The organism is Janthinobacterium agaricidamnosum NBRC 102515 = DSM 9628, from assembly GCF_000723165.1.
In the GTDB taxonomy this organism is placed as follows: domain Bacteria; phylum Pseudomonadota; class Gammaproteobacteria; order Burkholderiales; family Burkholderiaceae_D; genus Janthinobacterium; species Janthinobacterium agaricidamnosum.
The window spans coordinates 1421289-1443295 of record NZ_HG322949.1; the positions used below are offsets into that span (position 1 = coordinate 1421289).

At 61.1% G+C, this 22007-nt stretch carries 19 protein-coding genes; 9 read left to right on the top strand and 10 right to left on the bottom strand.

Annotated elements, in window-relative coordinates:
- Nucleotides 1-2: 2 nt before the first annotated feature.
- The 3 genes from GJA_RS06065 to GJA_RS06075 are packed head-to-tail and all read right to left on the bottom strand — an operon-like array spanning nt 3 to nt 2001.
- Nucleotides 3-1010, bottom strand: a complete 1008-nt coding sequence (locus GJA_RS06065; protein ID WP_242404457.1) for a diguanylate cyclase — start codon at nt 1008-1010, stop codon at nt 3-5.
- The gene (locus GJA_RS06070) at nt 1007-1630 is read right to left on the bottom strand and encodes a chemotaxis protein CheC (protein WP_038489916.1); all 624 of its coding nucleotides are present in this window, start codon (nt 1628-1630) and stop codon (nt 1007-1009) included. Before GJA_RS06070 ends, GJA_RS06065 begins: the two co-directional genes overlap by 4 nt.
- Nucleotides 1631-1632: 2 nt before the next feature.
- On the bottom strand, nt 1633-2001 hold the full coding sequence (locus GJA_RS06075) for a response regulator (RefSeq protein WP_038489919.1): 369 nt from the start codon (nt 1999-2001) through the stop codon (nt 1633-1635).
- Nucleotides 2002-2205: 204 nt separating this feature from the next.
- Here GJA_RS06075 and rpiA point away from each other — a divergent pair, with 204 nt between their 5' ends.
- Complete coding sequence (rpiA, locus tag GJA_RS06080) at nt 2206-2883, top strand: ribose-5-phosphate isomerase RpiA (protein ID WP_038489922.1); 678 nt, start codon at nt 2206-2208, stop codon at nt 2881-2883.
- A 6-nt stretch (nt 2884-2889) separates the two neighbouring features.
- Here the strand turns inward: rpiA and GJA_RS06085 are convergent, their stop codons facing one another.
- Together GJA_RS06085 and GJA_RS06090 are read right to left on the bottom strand one after the other, a co-directional pair.
- Nucleotides 2890-3381, bottom strand: coding sequence for a DUF6622 family protein (locus tag GJA_RS06085; protein ID WP_038489925.1), 492 nt, complete (start codon nt 3379-3381; stop codon nt 2890-2892).
- A 204-nt stretch (nt 3382-3585) separates the two neighbouring features.
- Complete coding sequence (locus GJA_RS06090) at nt 3586-3858, bottom strand: oxidative damage protection protein (RefSeq protein ID WP_034750797.1); 273 nt, start codon at nt 3856-3858, stop codon at nt 3586-3588.
- A gap of 221 nt (nt 3859-4079) precedes the next feature.
- On the opposite strand from GJA_RS06090, the gene kdsA reads away from it, so the two are divergent.
- The gene (gene kdsA / locus GJA_RS06095; protein ID WP_038489930.1) at nt 4080-4919 is read left to right on the top strand and encodes a 3-deoxy-8-phosphooctulonate synthase; all 840 of its coding nucleotides are present in this window, start codon (nt 4080-4082) and stop codon (nt 4917-4919) included.
- A gap of 77 nt (nt 4920-4996) precedes the next feature.
- Here kdsA and argA read toward each other — a convergent pair whose 3' ends face one another.
- Complete coding sequence (gene argA, locus GJA_RS06100; protein ID WP_038489933.1) at nt 4997-6307, bottom strand: amino-acid N-acetyltransferase; 1311 nt, start codon at nt 6305-6307, stop codon at nt 4997-4999.
- A 54-nt stretch (nt 6308-6361) separates the two neighbouring features.
- Here argA and hrpA point away from each other — a divergent pair, with 54 nt between their 5' ends.
- Nucleotides 6362-10528, top strand: a complete 4167-nt coding sequence (hrpA, locus tag GJA_RS06105; protein WP_038489936.1) for an ATP-dependent RNA helicase HrpA — start codon at nt 6362-6364, stop codon at nt 10526-10528.
- 61 nt (nt 10529-10589) lie between these two features.
- Here hrpA and GJA_RS06110 read toward each other — a convergent pair whose 3' ends face one another.
- On the bottom strand, nt 10590-11177 hold the full coding sequence (locus tag GJA_RS06110; RefSeq protein WP_038489938.1) for a PRC-barrel domain-containing protein: 588 nt from the start codon (nt 11175-11177) through the stop codon (nt 10590-10592).
- 202 nt (nt 11178-11379) lie between these two features.
- On the opposite strand from GJA_RS06110, the gene GJA_RS06115 reads away from it, so the two are divergent.
- Entirely contained in the window at nt 11380-12555 is a 1176-nt protein-coding gene (locus GJA_RS06115; RefSeq protein ID WP_038489940.1) for an extracellular catalytic domain type 1 short-chain-length polyhydroxyalkanoate depolymerase, read from the top strand.
- Nucleotides 12556-12611: 56 nt separating this feature from the next.
- Here GJA_RS06115 and GJA_RS06120 read toward each other — a convergent pair whose 3' ends face one another.
- A complete protein-coding gene (locus GJA_RS06120; RefSeq protein ID WP_038489943.1) occupies nt 12612-13865 on the bottom strand; it encodes a putative Na+/H+ antiporter in 1254 nt (417 codons plus the stop codon).
- Nucleotides 13866-14058: 193 nt separating this feature from the next.
- Between GJA_RS06120 and imuA the strand changes: the two genes are divergently transcribed.
- The 3 genes from imuA (at nt 14059) to GJA_RS06135 (ending at nt 17052) form a co-directional block, all read left to right on the top strand.
- The gene (gene imuA / locus GJA_RS06125; RefSeq protein ID WP_038489946.1) at nt 14059-14796 is read left to right on the top strand and encodes a translesion DNA synthesis-associated protein ImuA; all 738 of its coding nucleotides are present in this window, start codon (nt 14059-14061) and stop codon (nt 14794-14796) included.
- Nucleotides 14726-16207 (top strand): Y-family DNA polymerase, encoded by a 1482-nt coding sequence (locus GJA_RS06130; protein ID WP_038489948.1) that lies wholly within the window; start codon nt 14726-14728, stop codon nt 16205-16207. Before imuA ends, GJA_RS06130 begins: the two co-directional genes overlap by 71 nt.
- 74 nt (nt 16208-16281) lie before the next feature.
- On the top strand, nt 16282-17052 hold the full coding sequence (locus GJA_RS06135; protein ID WP_038489951.1) for an alpha/beta hydrolase family protein: 771 nt from the start codon (nt 16282-16284) through the stop codon (nt 17050-17052).
- A gap of 53 nt (nt 17053-17105) precedes the next feature.
- On the opposite strand, the gene GJA_RS06140 is transcribed toward GJA_RS06135, so the two are convergent.
- Together GJA_RS06140 and GJA_RS06145 are read right to left on the bottom strand one after the other, a co-directional pair.
- Nucleotides 17106-17459 (bottom strand): hypothetical protein, encoded by a 354-nt coding sequence (locus tag GJA_RS06140; protein ID WP_038489954.1) that lies wholly within the window; start codon nt 17457-17459, stop codon nt 17106-17108.
- Nucleotides 17460-17524: 65 nt separating this feature from the next.
- The gene (locus GJA_RS06145) at nt 17525-19432 is read right to left on the bottom strand and encodes a M61 family metallopeptidase (RefSeq protein ID WP_038489957.1); all 1908 of its coding nucleotides are present in this window, start codon (nt 19430-19432) and stop codon (nt 17525-17527) included.
- A 322-nt stretch (nt 19433-19754) separates the two neighbouring features.
- On the opposite strand from GJA_RS06145, the gene GJA_RS06150 reads away from it, so the two are divergent.
- Nucleotides 19755-20213: an Hsp20 family protein gene (locus GJA_RS06150; protein ID WP_038489959.1), complete on the top strand. Its 459-nt coding sequence runs from the start codon at nt 19755-19757 to the stop codon at nt 20211-20213.
- A 227-nt stretch (nt 20214-20440) separates the two neighbouring features.
- On the top strand, nt 20441-21967 hold the full coding sequence (locus GJA_RS06155; RefSeq protein WP_051780364.1) for a Do family serine endopeptidase: 1527 nt from the start codon (nt 20441-20443) through the stop codon (nt 21965-21967).
- The last annotated feature ends 40 nt before the right edge of the window (nt 21968-22007 follow it).

The window sequence follows — 22007 nt, forward strand, 5'->3', positions numbered from 1 at the left end:
CTCTAAGAACCTTGCGGTGCGCTTTGCGCCATCACCCGGTTGCGGCCTGAGCGCTTGGCCAGGTACAAGGCGCGGTCGGCGGCGCCGATCAGGGCCGGTATTTCCAGCGGCGAGTCGGCATCCTGGGTGGCGATGCCGATGCTGACCGTGATGTAGCGGTCCACGCCATCTTCCTGTCCATTCTGGATCGCCAGTTCGCGCGCGCGCACGCGGATCGCTTCGGCCAGTTCCAGCGCCTGCTCGGCGCTGGTGTCGGGCAAGATCGCGGCAAACTCTTCGCCGCCGTAGCGCGCCAGCAAATCGCTGGGCCGGTTCAGCATCGCCGCCAATTCTTCCGCCACCCGTATCAGGCAGCCGTCGCCTTGCTGGTGGCCGTAATGGTCGTTGTACGCCTTGAAGTGGTCGATATCGATCATCAGCATCGACAGCGGCGTGCCGGAACGCTTGGCGCGGCGCATTTCCTTGTCGATCGCGACGTCGAAATGGCGCCGGTTGGCGATGCCGGTCAAGCCGTCGGAGAAGGTTTGCGAGCGCAATACGATGGTTTGTTCGCGCAACAGCTTTTCGCGGCCGACGGCGATGCTGACATCATTAATCTGGATCAGGCAATGCCGCGCGCAGCCGGCGATATCGATCGGCGTGACGGCGATCGCCTGCTGCATGCGTTCGCCGGATTGCCGGGCGGCCGGATTGCAAAACAGCGGGAACGGCGCCTTGTGCAGGGTTTGCGACAGCAGCGACTGGAAATTGTCGCGCAGCGCCTGGGTGACGGCCGACACGATGCGTTTCTGGCCCAGTTCCGGGAACAGGTCGAGGAAAGCCTTGCCCAGCACCCGTTCGGCCGGCCAGCCCGAATGGCGCGCCATCCAGTGATTCCACAAGACCACGCGGCGCTGTTCATCGAGCACGATGGCGCCCAGGTTGACGGCGCCGAGCACGCTTTCAAGCAGGCTCAGGCGATTCAGGTCGGGCGCCAGCGTGGGCGCGGGGGAGAACGCGGCGGTGTTCACGAATGTCCCATCACCTTGGCCAGATAGCGGTTGACCTGTTCTTTTAAGTCATGCAAGGCGGAAACGTTGAGCAAGAAAGCGACGTAGCCGTGGATCTGGTGGGCTTCAAGGATGAAATCGATATGCAGCATCAACACCACCGCCTCGGCTTCTGCTCCAAAGGCCGACATGATTTCAGTGCTGGTGCCGACGTGGTACAGCGGCAAGGAACCATGCAATTCGCTGTCGAAAATATTGGCCAGCGTGCCGACGCAGGAATTGAGGATGATGTTGCCGATTTCGCTCATCGCCTCCTGTTCCATCTCGGTCAGCTCTTGCAGCGGCATCGCGTCGCCGACCATCAGGCGCACGATTTCCAGGCTCTTATCTTCAGGAAACATCAAGATGGCCTGGGTATCGAACGCGCCTTCGTAATGCTGGCTGACGCCGCAAATCCGGTCGCCGTCTTTTTTACCGCCCAGCAAGGAAGCGGCGTCGGCGCGGCTCAGGAAGCTGATCGACGGCACCGACATCGTGACTTCCTCGTTCACGATTTCACTCATCGCCGCCGCCGCGTGGCCAACCCCGATGTTGAAAATCTCTACCAGGGCGTCATTTTCGAGTTCGGTGAGATTGACCATGCTTACAGCTCCAGCGCGGCGATCAATTGATGGATGCGGTGTTCGGTGATCGGTTTTTCCATGAAACCGACGCCCAGGTCGGCGGCCCGGTTGCGGGTGGCGTTCTGCACATTCGCGGTGACCAGCACAATATGGGCGGCCGGACACAACTGGCGCAATTGTTCAGCCGCGGCGACACCGCCCATGCCAGGCATGTTTACGTCGAGCAAAATCAAAACCGGTGCCATGGTCTTGGCTTTTTCCAGCGCTTCTTCGCCGGTGGCCGCTTCCACGACTTGCCAGTCAGGGTGTTTGCTGAGAATAAATTGATGCGCCATCAGGCGCGAGACACGGCTGTCATCGACAACGAGTACTTGTTTACTGTGATCCATTTGGCATTCCTGAAGCGTCAACTGTCGATAACGTCATTTTCGCACATTTTACCCGGCATACCCAGCAATAGCAGGTGTGCGGCGCGCTCGCCGGCCGGCCGTTTTGACGGATTTTCGGCGCCGTTGTCGTCGATCAGGCGCTGGGTCCGCTTAGTGATCCGCTAAAATAGCGCTATCCCTTCACTTTTTACTCACACTCAGACCATGACCCAAGACGAATTGAAACAAGCAGTTGCCCGCGCCGCCATCGAATATGTTGTCGATGGGGAAATTATAGGCGTAGGCACTGGTTCTACGGCAAACTTTTTCATTGATGAATTAGCCAAGATCAAGGATCGCATCAAAGGGACGGTCGCGTCGTCCGAAGCGACCGCCGCGCGCCTGAAAGGCCACGGCATCGCCGTGTTCGACTTGAACGAGGTCGAATCGATCGCCGTGTATATCGATGGCGCCGATGAAATCACGGCCAGCGGCGCGATGATCAAGGGTGGCGGCGCAGCATTGACGCGTGAAAAGATTGTCGCTTCGGTATCGCAGCAATTTGTCTGCATCGCCGACGGCTCCAAGCTGGTCGACACGCTGGGCAAGTTTCCTTTGCCGGTGGAAGTATTGCCGATGGCGCGCGCGTCGGTATCGCGCGCACTGGCGCAACTGGGCGGCCAGCCGCGCTTGCGCCTGAAGGCCGGCAGCGATGACGCGTTCATCACCGACAATGGCGGCGTCATCATCGACGTGCCGGGCTTGACGATTACCGATCCGGTCGCGCTGGAACGGCACATCAACCAGATCGTCGGCGTCATCGCGGTCGGCATCTTCGCCAGCCGCGGCGCCGATGTCTGCCTGCTGGGCACGCCCGAAGGCGTGCGCACGCTGACATTCTAAATCCACTCACAAGCGGTGGTAGACGGCCAGGCTGCGTAACAGGCTGCCGAGGAAGATGCCGCTGCACAGGCCGTACAGCGCGCATACCGGGATCACGAAGACCAGTTGATGCTGGTGTGCCGGGTTGATGGCCAGCATCACGGCGACGATGTATTTCATGCAAAAGATTGCCATCATCAACATCAGCGGCACCCAGCTGCCCGGCTGCGTGATCACGCCTTGCCGCGGATCCGCGCTGATGTTCGCCGGATCGATCAGACGCCACGCCAATGTGGCGCCGGCCGCTGCGCCAGCCATCCAGGCCAAGGGCGCCAGGCCATCCAGGCCAAAGCTGCCGTGCACGCCTTGCAGCGATAGCAGCAACATCACGACAGGCATGATGTGCAGCTTTTTGACGCTGATCTGGCGTTGTTTGCTGGCGGCCAGGCCGCGATAAACCAGCAAGGCCAGGATGGCCCAGACGTAAAGCGGAGTATGCTGGATGATTTGCCGGATCATGATGGCGCTGCCTTTGCATGAGTCGATAGGATGGCTGGACTATGCGCGTGCGGACGGCCAGGCGCCATGCATCTGCGACCAAACGGCACAAGGCGGCGGGAAAACGGGGCTGGCGTGACGTGAAACGCCGGAGGTGCAGCGGAAAAGCAAACCCGTGGCGCGGCGGCCACGGGCGATGATGTTGCAACGGTCTTGACGGTACGTTTATTCGGTCGGCGGCACGTAACCCATGGCGGCGTCGGCGCCATCGCCAAAGAAATGTTTTTCCATTTGGGTGGCCAGGTATTTGCGGGCGCGCGCGTCGGCCAGGTTCAAGCGGTTTTCGTTGACCAGCATGGTTTGATGCTTGAGCCAGGCAGCCCACGCTTCTTTCGATACCGATTCGTAGATCTTCTTGCCCAATTCGCCAGGGTACGGTGGGAAATCCAGTCCTTCGGCTTCCTTGTTCAGTTTGATGCAATGGATAGTGCGGGCCATCTGTACTCCTAAAGCGGTCTATGTGTAAAACGTGATTATAAGGTACTTTTCCCGACATCCCCGGCGGACCCGCGCCGATCTCCGTAATCGGTGCGCCTGATCAAATTTGATAAGTGCTGCCCCGGCGAGTAAGATGCCTTATCGTGAAAACGGCGTAGCGCCCGGGCTGGCGGCGCCGTTTATAAAAGTTATCAGTATCACTAACCGAAATGGAATCGACTATGGTCAAAGTCAACGATATCAATGTCAGCAATGACGGCAGCTTCGTGTTGTTTGGCGGTATCAACGTGCTGGAATCGCGCGATCTCGCGCTGCGCAGCTGCGAGGAATATGTGCGCGTCACCCAAAAACTGGGCATCCCCTATGTGTTCAAGGCCAGCTTCGACAAGGCGAACCGCTCGTCGATTCATTCCTATCGCGGACCGGGACTGGAAGAAGGCATGCGCATTTTCCAGGATGTCAAGGCGGCGTTTGGCGTGCCGTTGATTACCGACGTGCATGAACCTTGGCAAGCGGCGCAAGTCGCCGAAGTGGTGGATGTGCTGCAATTGCCCGCCTTTTTGGCGCGCCAGACCGACCTGGTGGTGGCGCTGGCCAAGACCGGTAAAGTCATCAATATCAAGAAACCGCAATTCCTCAGCCCGGGCCAGATGGCCAATATCGTCGAAAAATTCAAGGAAGCGGGCAACGATCAACTGATCTTGTGCGACCGCGGCACTTGCCTCGGTTACGACAACCTGGTGGTCGATATGCTGGGTTTTGGCGTGATGAAAAAGACTTGCGACAACTTGCCGATCATTTTCGACGTCACGCATGCTTTGCAACAACGTGATCCGGGCGGCGCGGCATCGGGCGGACGCCGCCAGCAAGTGGCCGACCTGGCCCGTGCCGGCCTGGCGGTCGGCTTGGCCGGCTTGTTCCTGGAGTCGCATCCCGATCCGGACAACGCCCGTTGCGATGGCCCTAGCGCCTTGCCGCTCGATAAGCTGGAGCCGTTCCTGACCCAGTTGAAGGCGCTCGACGACCTGGTCAAGTCTTTCCCTGCACTCAATATTAACTAAAAGACTGGCCTGAAAAAAAGCCTGGCAAACGCAGCGCTGCGTTTGCCAGGCTTTTTGATGGCGGAAGAGTAAAAACGCTACAGCATCTTGATCAGCACTTGCGATTTGCGCTGCCAGTTGTACATATGCTGGCGGTCCTTCGGCAAGTCGTCGACGGTGGCGGTGATGAAGCCGCGTTTCTTGAACCAGTGCGAGGTGCGCGTGGTCAGCACGAACAATTTGTTCAAGCCGGCGGCGCGGGCGCGGTTTTCCATGTGTTTCAAGATACGTTCGCCATCGCCCTGGGCTTGCACGTCGGGGTTGACGGTCAGGCACGCCATTTCCGCCATCTTTTGCGCCGGGAACGGGTACAAGGCGGCGCAGCCGAAAATGACGCCGTCATGCTCGATGACCGAGAAATAATCGATTTCGCGTTCGATCAATTCGCGGCCGCGCTTGACCAGCGTGCCGTCGGCTTCCAGCGGTTCGATCAGTTTGATGATGCCGCCGACGTCTTCGATGGTGGCCTGGCGCAAGCTTTCCAGGTTTTCATGGCTGATCATGGTGCCGACGCCATCATGGGTAAACAATTCCAGCAGCGCGGAACCATCGGTGGCGAACGGCACGATGTGCGCCCGTGGCACGCCGTTATGGCAAGCCTTGATAGCGTGCTGCAAGTAGAACGCTGTGTCTTGCGGCAAGAAACTCGCCATCAGCACGGCTTCTGCCTGGTGCGACGACAGTTCGCGGATTTCGACGCCGGTGACATCGCTCATCATTGGCGTTTCGCTGATGAAAATCAGTTTATCGGCATGCAGCGCGATCGCGGTCGAGACGGCGACGTCTTCCATGGTCAGGTTGAACGCTTCGCCGGTCGGCGAAAAACCCAGCGGCGACAACAATACCAGCGCGTCGGCGGCCAGGATCGAGTGGATGGTTTCGGCGGCGATCTTGCGCACCATGCCGGTCAATTCCAGGTCGACGCCGTCGATCACGCCGAGCGGTCGGGCGGTGACGAAGTTGCCTGAAATAATACGAATCGCCGCGTGCGCCATCGGCGTGTTCGGCAAGCCCTGGCTGAACGCGGCCTCGATATCGAGGCGCAATTCACCAGCCGCTTCCTTGGCGCATTCCAGCGCCGCGATATCGGTGACCCGTATGCCATTGGTAAAACGGCCTTCGACGTTGCGCAATGCCAGTTGTTCCGCCACTTGCGGTCGCGAGCCGTGCACGATCACGACTTTGATGCCGAGCGCGTGCAGCAGGGACAAGTCCTGCGCCAGCACCGGCAACGCGCCAGCGGTAACGAGTTCACCTGGGAAGGCGACCACGAAGGTCTTGCCACGAAAAGCGTGGATGTAGGGCGCGACTGAGCGCAGCCATTGGACGAATTGGGTAGGGTTTTCCATTAAGCGCATTATAATTCGCTGCGCGATGTGCGTACTAAATACCTGTAAAAAACAATGTCCCAAGCAAGTAATAAGCCTTCTTCTCCTGTCCAGCCCCCCCAATCGCCCGCCGAAGCGGCCCGGCCGGCCGCATCGGCCACGCCTGCTGTGGCAAAAACCACAGCACCCCGGCCGCAAGGCGAGGTGCAGCCACGCCAGCAGCCACGCCAGCAGCCGCGTCAACAGCAGGGGCAAAGGCCGGGCTCAGTTCAGGGACCAGCGCAAGGGCAGCCGCCGCGCCGGCCCGGACAGCGTGCGCCGCGCGAGCCGAAGGTTGCCAGGGAAGCCGACGCGCCGTTCCGCAATCCGCTGCCGCCGATTACTTATCCGGAAGATTTGCCGGTCTCGGGCCGGCGCGCCGAAATCGCCGAGGCCTTGCAAGCGAACCAGGTCATCATCGTTTGCGGCGAGACCGGTTCCGGCAAGACCACCCAGTTGCCGAAAATTTGCCTGGAGCTGGGCCGTGGCCAGAAAGGCTTGATCGGCCATACCCAGCCGCGCCGGATCGCCGCGTCGTCGACCGCCAAGCGCATCGCGCAGGAAATGGGCACGCCGCTGGGCGAAACCGTCGGCTTCAAGGTGCGCTTCGCCGATACGCTGAACCGTGGCGCGGCGGTCAAGCTGATGACGGACGGTATCTTGCTGGCGGAAACGCAAACCGATCCGCTGTTGAAAAATTACGACACCATCATCATCGATGAGGCCCACGAACGCAGTCTGAACATCGATTTCCTGCTCGGTTACCTGAAACAGCTGTTGCCGCGCCGGCCGGACTTGAAAATCATCATCACCTCGGCCACCATCGACGCCGACCGTTTTGCGCGCCATTTCGGCACGCCGGAAAAGCCGGCGCCGGTGATCGAAGTGTCGGGCCGTTTGTACCAGGTGGAAGTGCGCTACCGTCCGGTCGAGCGCGAAGCCGTGGCCATGCCGGGCGCCGACACTGCCAAGGCGCCGCAGAAAGCGCCGAATGCGCGCGACGCCGCGCGCGAAAAACGCGACTTGATGGATGCGGTGGTCGATGGCGTCGAGGAATTGTGCCGCATCGGTTCCGGCGATGTACTGGTGTTCTTGCCGGGCGAACGCGAAATCCGCGATTGCGCCGAAGCGTTGCGCAAACATCATCCGCCGCATGTCGAGATCTTGCCGCTGTTCGCCCGCCTGTCGGCCGAAGAGCAGGAACGGGTATTCAAGGTCAGCAATGCGCGCCGCATCGTGCTGGCCACCAACGTGGCGGAAACCTCGCTGACGGTGCCGGGCATCCGTTATGTCGTCGATGCCGGCCTGGCGCGCGTCAAACGGTATAGCTACCGCAACAAGGTCGAGCAATTGCAGATCGAGCCGATCGCGCAATCGGCGGCCAACCAGCGCGCCGGGCGTTGCGGCCGGGTTGCCGACGGTGTCTGTATCCGCCTGTACGAAGAGCAGGATTACCTGCTGCGGCCGAAATTCACCGAGCCGGAAATCTTGCGTTCGTCGCTGGCGTCGGTCATCTTGCGCATGAAGTCGCTGCACTTGACCGATGTTGAAACCTTCCCGTTCATCGAACCGCCGCTGGCGCGCGCGATTGCTGACGGTTACCAGTTGTTGCACGAATTGGGCGCGGTCGACGATGTCAACCGCCTGACGCCGCTGGGTAACAAGCTGGCCAAATTGCCGCTCGACCCGCGCGTCGGGCGCATGATTTTGGCCGCGCTGGACAATGTCTGCCTGACCGAAGTGTTGATCGTCGCGGCGGCGCTGTCGGTGCAGGATCCGCGCGACCGGCCGCTGGAACACCAGCAAGCCGCCGATGAAGCGCACAAGAAATTTGCCGATGAAAAATCGGAATTCCTCAGCTACATCAAGATCTGGACATGGTTCGAATCGGCGATCGAACACAAGAAAACCAATCGCCAGTTGCAAGACAATTGCCGGAGCAATTTCCTGTCGCAATTGCGCCTGCGCGAGTGGCGCGATGTGCATTCGCAATTGCTGACCATCGTCAAGGAACAGGGCTGGCGCTTGAACGACGCGCCGGCGACCTATGAAAACTTGCACATGGCGTTGTTGACCGGTTTGCTGGGCAATATCGGCTTCAAGGGCGAAGATGAGCCGGGCGCCGGTTTCCTCGGTGCGCGCGGCATCAAGTTCAATGTCTGGCCCGGTTCTTCGCTGTTGAAGAAGCCCGGCAAGTGGATCATGGCGGCCGAACTGGTCGATACGACGCGGCTGTATGCGCGCTGCGTGGCGCAAATCCAGCCCGAGTGGCTGGAAAAAGTGGGCGGTCACTTGCTCAAGAAATCCTGGGGCGAGCCGCGCTGGGAAAAACGTAGCGCGCAAGTGAGCGCTTCCGAACGCGCCACGCTGTACGGGCTGGTGGTGTACAGCCAGCGCCGCATCAACTATGGCAATTTCAATCCCTCCGAAGCGCGCGACATCTTTATCCGCGATGCGCTGGTCGGCGGCGACTTCGATACGCGGGCGCCATTCTTTGCCCATAATCACAAGCTGATCAAGGAAATCGAAAACCTGGAGCACAAGTCGCGCCGCCTGGACGTGCTGGTCGACGACGAATTGATCGCCGCGTTTTACGATAAATTGCTGCCGGCGACCGTCTGCAATGGCGCCGGTTTTGAAAAGTGGCACAAGGATGCGACTGCTGCGCAAGCGAAGCTGCTGTTCCTGAACCGCGATGAATTGATGCGCCATGAAGCGGCCGGCGTGACCACCGACCTGTTCCCGAAAATAATGGCGGTGACCGGGCTCGAAATGCAACTGACCTATCATTTCGAGCCGGGCAGCCTGCGCGACGGCGTGACGCTGGCGGTGCCGCTGTATGCGCTGAACCAGTTGCCGCGCGAACGCTGCGAATGGCTGGTGCCGGGCATGCTGAAGGAAAAAGTCCATTTGCTGCTGAAATCGCTGCCGCAAAAGCTGCGCCGCCATTGCGTGCCGCTGCCCGATTACGCGGCCAAGTTTTGCGAGCGGGTGCATGCGGCGGGCGTGTTTGGCCGCGGCGACTTGATCGACGCTGTCATTGCCGATATCCGCGCCCAAATCACGATCAGCGTGCTGACCACCGATTTCAAGCCGGAAACCTTGCCGGCGCATCACTTCATGAATTTCAAAGTGATCGACGAACATGGCCGCCAGTTGGAAATGGGCCGCAACCTGGCCACGCTGCAAGCCGAATTCGGCGGCCAGGCGCGCCAGAGTTTCCAGAAGCTGGCCGAAGTGTCGAAACCGCAAGCGGGCACGCCCTTGAAGGCCGATGTCGTCCTGGCGGCCAAGGTCGCCAGCGGCAATGCGCCGAAAGCCGGCAATACGGTGCCGGCCAACAGCGTGGCGCAGCACATGGGCTTGACCGGCTGGACCTTTGGCGAATTGCCGGAATTGCTGGAAATCGTGCAAGGCAAGTTGACCTTGATCGGTTTCCCGGCGCTGGTCGACAAGGGCAGCCATTGCGACCTGGAAGTATTCGACGATCCGACCGTGGCGGCGCGCACGCACCGGGTCGGCTTGCGGCGTTTGTTCGCGCTGCAATTGAAAGAGCAAATCAAGTACATCGAAAAAAGCATCCCCGGCTTGCAGCAGATGGGCATGCAATTCATGGCGCTGGGTTCGCAGGAGGAGTTGCGCGAGCAAATCATCAACAAGGCGCTCGATATCGCCTGTCTGCAAGATCCATTGCCGATCGATGCCGCGTCGTTCACCAAGCGCAAGGATGAAGGCAAGTCGCGGCTGGTGCTGCTGGTCAATGAGATCGCCCGTTTGCTGTCGCAAGTGCTGACCGAATTCCACGGACTGCCGAAACGTTTGCAAAACGTGCAGCCGCAAGCGGCGGCGGACATGCAAAGCCAGTTGCAAGGCTTGGTCAATAAACGCTTTTTATCGGACAACGATTACACGCAGTTGTCGCATTTCCCGCGCTACCTGAAAGCGATCAATGTGCGGCTGGAAAAACTGCGCGCCGATCCTGCGCGCGATGCCAAGCTGATGGCCGAATGGCAGCAAGCGGCCGCGCCGTATCTGCGTTTCGCCAAGGACCGCCAGGCCGGCAAGAATACCGATCCGAAACTGGTCGAATTCCGCTGGATGCTGGAAGAGTTGCGTGTGTCCTTGTACGCCCAGGAATTGCGCACGCCCATGCCGGTATCGGCCAAGCGGCTGCAAAAAGTGTGGGAATCGATGCAGCGTTAAACTTGCCCTTGGCATACGCTGCTGCTTGGGCAGCGTATGCCGGCGGTGACCTTGAACCAGGTCAGGAGCGTTTGTTGATATCGTCTTGATTATCGAGTTTCGAGCGCCTGCCCGTGTCCGATTGCACACTGCCGCCCGACTGCGAGCCACCGGACATCGAACCGGAACCGCTGCCCGATTGCATGCTGGCGCCCGAACGCAAGTCGGCGGCCGATGGCGAACGGGTGCCGGTCATGCCGCCAAAACCCGACAGCGAATTGGTGCCGTAGAAATTACTGATTTCACTGCTCCAGTCGTCGCTGGCCATGTCGGGCCAGTGGTCCTTGTCGAAGCCGGGTGCGTTTTTCAGGCGGTCTTTTTCGACGTCGAGGATGAAGCGTTTGTTGACGGTGTCCAGGTTCAGGCGTTCCCATGGCACGGCAAACAGTTTTTCGCCCATGCCGAGGATGCCGCCGAACGACAGCACCGCATAAGCCACCTGGCCGGTGCGCATGTCGAGCATGATTTCCTTGATGTCGCCGAGGTCTTCTTCATTATGGTTGTAGACGTCGTCGCCGATCAGCGTATCGGCGCCCATCAGCGATGGGCCGGGGCCTTCGCTGCCGCTGCGTTTGTACATGCCCAGGGTGTCGCGGTCGAGATAGCTCATATTGTTCTCCTGTGGGGTGATTTTGCGCTCCAGCATTTTTTGCCGTGGCGATCAGATGAATCGGGTGCTGATAAGCCAGATTAAGCATTCGCCCGGTGACGCACTTGATACTCCTCAATAGTGTCCACGACGCCGCTTGGCGCGTTGGCGTACCGAACAGTAAAGATTTTTGCGTTACTCTATGAATAACAGAGGAGGCGTTATGGTCAGTTCGTCGACAAAATGGATACGCACCTTGGTGCGTGCCGGAAAAATGCAACAGCGCAGCGCCAAAAAACTGGTGAAAAGCTTGTTGGCGCCGCTCGTTGTCAAACCTGTCGCCAAGCCGCGCGGCAAACCTGAACGCCGGTCGAAACCGGCCGCTCCGCCGTCACCCTTCAAGACCAGGGTGACGCTGAACAAGCGTCCGCGCAGCAAGGCGGCATCGTCCGACGTGCTGCCCGGCAAGTGGCTGGCGTCGTATCATGCGGCGGCGCCCGAACTGGGGGGGCTGGCGGCGCGGCGCATCAGTTACTGGCTGTATTTGCCGCATAGACCGCCATCGGCAGCCGTGCAGCAAAGGGGCTTGCCGCTGATCGTGATGCTGCATGGCTGCGAACAGAGCGCGACGCAGTTTGCGCAAGGCACTCGGATGAACCGGCTGGCCGAACAAAAGGGCTATGCGGTGCTGTACCCGCAGCAATCGTTGCGCTCGCATGCGCGGCGTTGCTGGAAGTGGTATGAAAAAATGACGCAGGAGGGCGGCGGCGACGCGCGCCTGATTGTCGGCCTGATCGAGCAAGTGGCGGCGCGTTATGCGATCGACCCCACGCGTATTTACCTGGCCGGTATTTCAGCCGGTGCCGGCATGGCCAATATCATTGCGCTGCGCCATCCCGAGCTGATCGCGGCGCTGGGCTTGCATTCCGGGCCGATGTTTGGCGGCGGCCACAATATGATAGGCGCGCTGGGCGTGATGCAGCATGGCGCCAGTTCGCGGGTCGATCGCGCGATCGATGAAGTACTGGCCGCACGGCCGGGTTTTCCCGGCATGCCGACCATCCTGATCCAGGGCGATAGCGACAAGGTGGTGCGCCCGATTAACCAGACTCAATTAATGCGTCAGAGCATATTGCTGAACCGCATGCCGAAGGAAACCGAGGTGAGCGTCGAGATCATGCCGCCCGGTGCGCCGGGCAGCCGCAATCCGGCGCGCGGCTGTCAATTGCGTGACTTTCATGTGGATGGCAAGCTGATGCTGAGAGTGGCGAAGATCGAGCACCTGGAGCATGCGTGGAGCGGCGGCGACGCCAGCCTGGCGTTTCACGCCAAGGCTGGTCCGGACGCCAGCAAGATGATGCTGGAGTTCTTTGCGCGTCACCAGCGCCGCCGCGCCTGACCAAACGCCCATGGCTGCGTTGCCTTGCCCTGCACGCTTTGTGCCGCGCTCCAACATTACAGGAAGAATGCCGTCGCCGCGATGGCGGTCGGCAGCACAGCGCCCAGCAACAAGCCGAGCATGCCGACCGATTCATCCTGGAAACCACGGCGCAGCAAGGCGACCCCGGCCGGATTGGGCGCGTTGGCGATCACCGTCAAGCCGCCGCCGGCTACCGCGCCGGCCACCAGCATGTATTTTGCTTCATCGCTCATGCCGGCGATCAAGGAGCCGAGATAAGTCAGGGCGGCATTGTCGGTAATCGCGGTCAAGCCCAGCGCGCCAAAGAATAGCGCCACCGGCTGTAAACTGGAGACGATCGGTTGCAACCACCATTGCTGCATGCCGCCCAGCACCACCAGGCCGGCCAGGAAAAATCCGACCAGCAAGCCTTCCTTCAAGATCAACGGATTCTGGTAACGCTGGTATGCTTGCACAAAACCGAGGAACAGCAGGAACAGGCCGAGGAATAAGACCGGGTGATGCGCCAGCAACACCACCGAGGCCAGCACGATCAGGTGCACCGCCGTCACCGGCCACGGCACGGGAATCGCCTCGACCGATTTGCTGGCGGGAGCGCTGTGGTTTTGCACATGCTTGCGCAGCAGGAAAGTGATGCCGGTGGCATTGATGAATACCGCGATCGCGGCTTTCCAGCCGAAATGGCTGGCCATGTAGACGCTGTCCCAGTTCCATGTCGAGGCCACCATCAGCACCGGCGGCGCGGCGTAGGAGGTCAGCGTGCCGCCGATCGAGACGTTGACGAACAGCACGCCGAGCGCGCCGTACTTCAGCCATTCAGGGATGCCCTGGCGGAAGATTTGCGGCGCCAGCATCAGCGCGGCCAAGGTCATCGCGGCCGGCTCGGTAATCAGTGAGCCGGTCAGCGGCACCAGCGCCAGGCCCAGCCAGACCAGCGCCAACTCGGTACGCAGCGGCAAGATCCGCGCCACCCCGCCCAGCAGCCGCCGCACCGCATCGAGCACCGGGCGCGACGCGGCCACCACCATCACCACGAAGACAAACAGCGGTTCAGTGTAATGGCGCGATTCGGCGTAATCGATCGCTTGCCGGCTGCCCGATACGCAGGCCATCAGGATGATCAGGATAAACGCCCAGAAACCGAATACCACCTCGACTTCACCCAGCAAATGAAACAGGCCGGCGTGGCGCGGATGGCGGTGCGCCAGTATTTCAAACGACTTGGCCGCGAAAGTGTGGAGGAGCGCCAAGCCGAAGACGATGGCGCTGATCAATTGTATGGTGCTCAAGTCGAGGTTTCCTTGGTCAAAAAGAAATGGCTGAAGGCATTGCTGCACGCTAAGGACGTTGCTTATCTTACAGTAAACCTGATTCCCATCGCCGTTTTTCTGACCTAAGACACGCGCCTGACAAGATAAGCCTTGCCAAACTCAGGTTCAAATAGTACTGTATATACATACAGTATTTTACCGGAGGACTCTGATGCAAACATCCGACCCCGTCGCGGCGCCCGAGGCGCTGCATCCCTCCTTGTGGCGCGCATCGCAACTGGCGCATTCGGCCGAGCGCTGCATCGACACCGGCTTCGCGGCGCTGTCGGCGCAATTGCCGGGGCAAGGTTGGCCGGCCGGCAACATGATCGATTTGCTGCTGCAACAGCCGGGCAGCGGCGAAATGCGTTTGCTCAGCCCGGCGCTGGCGGGTTTGTCCCAGCGTCCCATCGTCATGCTGCAGCCGCCGCATCCGCCGCAAGCGCTGGCCTTGGCCGCGCTGGGGCTGGATCCGTCGCAACTGATCTGGATACGCAGCAACAATAGCGGCGACGCCCTGTGGGCCGCTGAAAACGTGTTGCGCAGCGGTAGTTGCGGTGCCTTGCTGTTTTGGCAGAACCATGTGCGCGGCGAAACCTTGCGCCGCTTGCATTTGGCGGCGCAAAGCGGCGACACGCTGTTTTGCATGCTGCGTCCGCTGGCCAGCGCGCAACATGCGTCACCGGCGCCGCTGCGCCTGTCGCTGCGGCCGGCCGCCGGCGGCATCGATATCGGCTTCGTCAAACGGCGCGGGCCACGGCGCGAGACGCCGCTGTTTTTGGCGTTGAACCTGGTGCCTTCACACCTTTCGTCCTTTAACCTCTTCTCGCCAATACGACATGCGCCTCTGGATCGGCCTTTATCTGCCCCGGCTTCCGCTCGAGGTGTTTTGCCCGAACTGGTCGGATGACGCCTGCGGCGTGGTGCTGGAACACGAGCAGGTGATGGCGCTGTCGGCACGCGCGCGGCAGGCGGGAGTCAGCCATGGCATGCGGCGCGGCGGCGTGCTGATACTGGCGCCGCACGCCCGGGTGCACCAGCGCGCGCCGCTGCAAGAGGCGCAAGCGTTGCAAGCGGTGGCGCTGGCTTTGCTGCAATACACGCCGCTGGTGGCGGCCGCCGAAGAGGCGACCTTGTTGATCGATATCGGCGCCAGCCTGCGTTTGTTCGGCGGTATCCGCAAGCTGTGCCGGGCGATACGGGCCAGCCTGCGCGGACTGGGTTTTACGGCACGGCTCAGTTGCGCGCCCACCGCGCGCGGCGCCTGGCTGCTGGCGCGCGGTGGCGCGGGCCGGACCTTGACGATGGCGGCGATGGCGCGCCGGCTGGACAGTTTGCCGGCCAGCCTGGCGCCGCCGGCGCGGCCTTTTTTGAGCTGGCTCGACGGTATCGGCTGTGCCACGCTGGGACAGATGCGCCAGTTGCCGCGGCCCGGTTTGCAGCGCCGTTGCGGCCGCGAATTGCTCGACATGCTGGACGCTGCGCATGGCCACGCTGTCGAGCTGTTCGAGTGGATCGTGGCGCCGCCCAGTTTCCGGGCCCGGCTGGAATTGTTCGAACGGGTCGACGATGCAGGGGCGCTGCTGTCTGGCGCGCGCAGCCTGCTGCTGCAAATGACGGGCTGGATGTGCGCGCGGCAATTGGCGGTCGAGTCTGTCAATTTGCTGCTGGAGCATGAGCGCGGCCGGGTCGCGCGTGCGCCGACGGTGATCGACATCGTGCTGGCCGAGCCAGCCTGGCGCGGCGAACATTTGCTGCGCCTGCTAAAAGAACGGCTGGCCCGGATGACGCTGGACGCGCCGGTGATTGGGCTGTGCCTGGAGGCGCTGCAAGTGCATGCCATGGCGCCGCCCAGCGCGTCGCTGTTTCCCGAGCCGGGCGCTACGCCGCAGGAACGCCGGCGCTTGCTGGAATTGCTGGCGGCGCGCCTCGGTGAAGATAATGTGCTGCAAGCGGCGCCGCTGGCCGATTATCGGCCGGAAACGGCGAATGCATGGCTGCCGGTGCAGCGCAACATCAGCGCGGCGGCGCGCCAGCAGCAATTGCCGGCCGATTTGAGCGGCATGCCGCGTCCCGGCTGGCTGCTGGCGCGGCCGCTGGCCTTGATGACGCGTAACGAGCGGCCCTATTATGGATCGCCGCTGAAGATGGTGTCGGTGCCGGAGCGCATCGAGGCGGGCTGGTGGAGCACCGCCGAGGCGCGCGATTATTTCATCGCCGTGGGGCAGGACCATGCGCATTACTGGGTCTATCGCGAGCGCATCAGCGGCAGTGGCGAGGATGGCGCGCCGCGCTGGTATTTGCATGGCTTGTTCAGTTGATGATGAAAACTTGCCGCATTCGCGCATCTGGTGCACAGTGGTATCCATAGCAGATTATTTTTTTTGGATACACCATGCAAGCATCACGGCAAGATTTTCCCGGCGCTCACGGGCATACACTGGCGGCGCGTCTCGATGCGCCGGACGGTCCGGTCAAGGCCTATGCGATATTTGCCCATTGTTTTACCTGCGGCAAGGATGTGCTGGCGGCGCGGCGCATTGCGCAGGGATTGACCGAACATGGCATCGCGGTGCTGCGTTTCGATTTCACCGGCCTCGGCGCCAGCGAAGGAGAGTTTGCCAGCACCAATTTTTCATCGAATGTGGCCGACCTGGTCGCGGCCGCCGATTTTTTGCGGACCAGACACCGGGCGCCGCAAATGCTGATCGGCCACAGCCTGGGCGGCGCGGCGGTGCTGGCCGCGGCAGCCAGCGTGCCGGAGGCGACGGCGGTCGTCACGCTGGCCGCGCCCAGCAATCCGGTATATGTGACGGGCATGTTCCGCGATCAGCTGGCGCAAATCGCGGCCGAAGGCGAAGCGTTGGTGCAACTGGAAGGACGGCCGTTCCGCATCCGCCAGCAATTCGTCGATGATGTCAGCAGCAACAGCTTGAAGCAGAGCATCGCCAATTTGCGGCGCGCCTTGCTGGTGATGCATGCGCCCAACGACACCACGGTCGATATCGCCAATGCGAATGAAATATTGAGCATGGCCAAGCATCCGAAGAGTTTCATTTCGCTCGACGACGCCGACCATTTGCTGACCGGGCGCGCAGACGCCGCCTATGTGGCGAACCTGATCGCGGCCTGGAGTGCGCGCTATCTGATCTCTGACCTGGCCTGAATAAAAAATGCCCGGCATCGCAGGCCGGGCATGTTCAAGATCAGATCAAGGCATCAGCCTTCGTCGTCGAACTCCGCCGACAAGTCTTTCCATCCCTTGCTTGCCGCAAACACGGAAAATGCTTCCGGCGCTTCCAGCACGATCAGTTTTTTGTCTTGCAGGCCCAGGTCGCCATGGCCGAAGTCGGGACCGACGTAGCCGAGGCTGCGCAGGCGCGTCAGGATGTGGCCGACCAGGGTTTTATCCTTGTACGCGCCGCTGTCGAGGGCGGCGGAAAAATCCACATACACGTCGATGATGCCGTAGCCTTCATCGAAAATGCGGATTGCCTTGATGTCATGGGAACGGCCAGAGCCGTCGGTGGCCTTGAACGGGCCGCTGAGCTGGATATCGGTATCATTATTCATATGATGAGCATACACCAAAATGCGAGGGGCCAAGAACTGCGGCCGTTCATTTTTATCGCTTCTTCTTATTTCAACGGCTGCAAGATCGTCGTCAAGCGATCAGGCGTGCCGGGGATGCGTTCCAGGCGCGGATATTTCAAGCCGCCGTGGTAGTCTATCGCCACGGTGCGGAATTTCTTGCCCTTCTTGAACAACAGCTCGATCGGCTGTGTGCCATCCTTGGCCGTGGTGATCGCCGCTTTCAGCAGTTCGGGTTGGTAAGCGGCGCCGTTGACGGCGAGCAGCGTGGTGTTGCCCGACAGGCCAGCCTTGAAAGCGGGACCGTCCCACAGCACCCCGCTGATCTTGCCGCCCTTGTCCACATTAAAGCCCAGCGAATACGTCAGGTCGGTCACCGCGTTGCCGGTTTCGATGCCCTTCATGAAATCGGTCGGCTTGTCGCTGTACACCAGTTTCCAGCCTGCGCGCGTCAGGCCGTCCAGCGGTGCGCCAGGGCCGTGGCCATCGAGGCGGCTACGCAGGAAGGTGCTCCAGTCGTAGGGCTGCACCGCGTTCAGCGCCTGCACCACGTCGTCGAAGGTGTACGGCGCGGCGACCGCGCTGCCATCCAACACGCCGAAGAAGCCGCGCGCGAAATTGTCCAGCGAACGCTTGTCGCCTGACATTTCGCGGAGCTTGCTGTCGATGTCGAGCCAGATCAGCGACCCTTCGGAATAATAATCCTCGCTGCGCTGCCAGCTGGACCAGCCTTGCGGGCGCCGGTTGGTGACGACCGGGTCGTTGGTGGTGTCCTGCATCGCGCGCCAGCTGCGTCCCACTATGCTGTCGTAGCGCGCCGCGGTGGAGGCGAACAGGTCGATTACATGGGCCGGCGCGACCAGGCCGGAACGCGCCGCCAGCACATAACCCCAGTACTGGGTCTGGCCTTCATAGACCCACAGCAGGCTGTTTTCGAGTGGCGTGTTGAAGTCCGCCACGGCCTGGCCGGCCGGGCGGCGGAACTTGCCGTCCCACGAGTGGGTGTATTCATGCGGCAGCAACACGCGCTGGGCTTCGGTCTTGTTCCAGTCCGTGAAGTAATCCGGCTTGAGCGCATTTTCGCTCGATTGGTGGTGTTCGGTGCCGATGTGGCCGAATTCATCGCTGAGCGCCAGCAGGAAGTCGTAATGGGCGTAATGGTGCGAGTTGAACAGTTTGTAGCTTTGCTGTATCAGCGCGCGGTGTTGTTCGATTTGTTGCGGCGTGGTTTCCAGGTTTTCCGGATTGTCGGCCACCAGGTTCAGGTGCACCGGCACCTTGGCGCCCGGATCGAGGTCGATGCGCTTGAAGTATTTGCCGGCGAACAGCGGCGAATCGACCAGCGTTTCCAGGTCCAGCGGCTTGAAGGCGACCTGGTTGCCGTTTTTTTGCGCGGTTTCCAGCGCGCTGCCGTACGACCAGCCGTCCGGCAAGGTCAGGTTGGGCTGCACGGTGATGCGGCGGCTGGCGTAACCGGCCGGGTACAGCGCCACCGCATTCCACTGCACGCCGAGAATTTCATTGGTCATCATGATGCGGCCCTGGCCCGGATCGAGCGGCGACAGGAATTGGTATTCGGCTTCCAGCGTCTCGACGCCGGCCGGAACGTCGACGTGGAAGGCGAACATATTGAGCGGGTCGCGGCGCCATTCCAGGCGCTGGCCGTTGCCGCTCAATGTCAGGCCGGCGAACTGGTTCAGCGGGCCGGTCGGGTTGTGATGGCCAGGCAGCCATTGCGGATACAACAAGGTCAGCTGGCCGGCCTTGACCGGTATGCTTTCGTGCACATTGAAGATTTGCTGCGCCAGGTTGCTGGCGTCGACCTTCAGCACGATGGTGCCGGGATAAGGCTGGTCCAGCGCTGCGGGGATGGTGTCGGCGTGGGCCGCTGTGGCGGCCATCAGCAGGGCGATCAATGCGGCGGAGAGGGAACGTGGCTGGAAGAGGGTAGTCATGTACTGGACGGTAAAAGTTAAATGGGCGGCAATTAATGAAGACGTCAATGGGGCAGTCAGCGAAGTAAGAGCCCGCTTGATGATACGCGCAGTGCCGGTATCATGCAGCAGTTAGTTTTCCTCATGGCATCATTGTGATTAAATAAGCAATTAAGTGAATCGGCTGGCCAGCGGCACTTTTTTCATTATTTTCGTTTCCCTTTGGGCAAAAATCACATTTTTCAAGGCCTTGAAAGCACGCTGTCTGGCATTAGATTGGATGCAACGGATGCTCAGAACGAGGTCCGCCAACTTATCGCTTAACTTGAAAAGGATAGACATCATGCGTACATTTGACCTTGCCCCACTGTATCGTTCCGCCATTGGTTTCGACCGTCTGGCCCACTTGCTGAATGAAGCGCAACGTGGCGATGCACAACCCAGCTACCCTCCTTACAACATCGAACTGGTGTCGGAAGATAAATACCGGATCGTGATGGCGCTGGCCGGCTTTTCCCGCAGCGAAATCGATATCGTTGCCGAACGCGAGACCTTGCACGTTAGCGGCCGCAAGCAAAAGGATGACATCCAGCGCACCTTCTTGCACCGTGGCATAGCCGCGCGCGACTTCGAGCAGCGTTTCCAGCTTGCCAATCACGTCAAGGTGAGTGGCGCTTCGTTCGACAACGGCATGCTGACCATCGACCTGGTGCGTGAAGTGCCGGAAGCGCTGAAACCGCGCAAGATCGTCATCGATGGCGCCGAAAACGTCACCGCGCTGGAACAGCGCCAGGCCGCTTAAAAGCGCCCCTTGACGGCGCGGGCGGCTGTCCGCGCCTCGGGTAAAACACCACTGGCCGGTCGATCCGGCCAGTTTTCATTCCTGTTTGCCTGATTCCTAGGTAAAATCCCCGGCAAACTTAAGGGCAGACTTAAGCCTTATCGCCATTCTTATTTTGTTAAGTGCAGTCTAAGTCTTGTGCCCCATATTGAAGACATCAACAACTCGTTCAATTTGAGGAGTGCTTCATGCAAAACCAAGCTCATACCGGATCGATGACAATCAAGCGCCTGACCCTGGCGGTAGCCGCCGTCGGCGTGATCGGCGCGGTCGGTGCGGTCGCAGTGCATCAGAATAACGCGGACGCCAATGCGTCGCCGCCTGCGCCGGTCGCGGCGGCGGCCGTCACGGCGGTGCCCGCGGCGGCCGGTCCGCAAACGGTGGTGACGCTGCCCGACTTCAGCCAGATCGTGACCCGCAACGGTCCGGCGGTGGTCAATATCAGCGTCACCGGCAGCACCAAGGTCGGCTACGACGTGGCCGACGGCGGCCGCGGCCAGCGCGCCGACCCGTTCGGCGATGACCCATTCCTTGAATTCTTCCGCCGCTTCCAGGGGCCGCAAGGCGGTGGCGGCGGGCGCGAAGTGCCGACCCACGGCCTGGGGTCGGGCTTCATCGTCAGTGCGGACGGCATCATCATGACCAATGCCCACGTGGTGCGCGACGCCCGCGAAGTGACGGTGAAATTGAACGACCGCCGCGAATTTCGCGCCAAGGTGCTCGGTTCCGATCCGAAGACCGATATCGCGGTGCTGAAGATCGACGCCAGGAACTTGCCGGTGGTGCCGCTCGGCAGCTCGGTCAACCTGAAAGTCGGCGAATGGGTGCTGGCGATCGGTTCGCCTTACGGTTTCGACAGCACCGTGACGGCCGGCGTGGTCAGCGCCAAGGGCCGCTCGCTGCCGGACGACAGCAACGTGCCGTTCATCCAGACCGACGTGGCGGTCAATCCCGGCAACTCGGGCGGCCCGCTGTTCAATGTGCGCGGCGAAGTGGTCGGCATCAACTCGCAGATTTATAGCCAGACCGGCGGCTTCCAGGGCTTGTCGTTCGCGATCCCGATCGACCTGGCGACCCGCATCAAGGACCAGATCGTCGCCACCGGCAAGGCCAGCCACGCCAAGCTGGGCGTGACGGTGCAGGAAGTGAACCAGGGCTTCGCCGATTCGTTCAAGCTGGCCACGCCGGAAGGCGCGCTGGTGTCGAATGTCGAGCGCGGCAGCCCGGCCGACAAGGCCGGCCTGAAGGCGGGCGACGTGATCCGCAAACTGAATGGCCAGAGCATCATCGCCTCCGGCGACTTGCCGGCGATGGTAGGCATCGCGACGCCGGGCGAAAAAGTCACGCTGGATGTCTGGCGCGACGGCAAGATCGTCGCCGTCAACGCGACGCTGGGCAACGCGGCCGACAAGGTGGCCGATGTGGCGGGCGACGACAACCATGTCGATAAAGTGAAACTGGGCCTGGCGCTGCGGCCGTTGCAATCGGACGAGAAACGCGAAGCGGGCCTCAGTTCCGGTTTGCTGATCCAGGATGCCGGCGGCGCCGCCGCGAATGCCGGGGTACAGCCGGGCGACGTGTTATTGTCCATCAATGGCCGTCCCGTCAACAGCGTCGAACAAGTGCGCGAGGTGGTGTCGAGGTCGGCAAAATCGGTGGCCTTGCTGATCCAGCGCGGCGCGGATAAGATATTCATACCGGTGCGGCTGGGCTAAAGGTGCAAGCCGGGCTCCGCTGCGCGGCGCGTGAATGCGG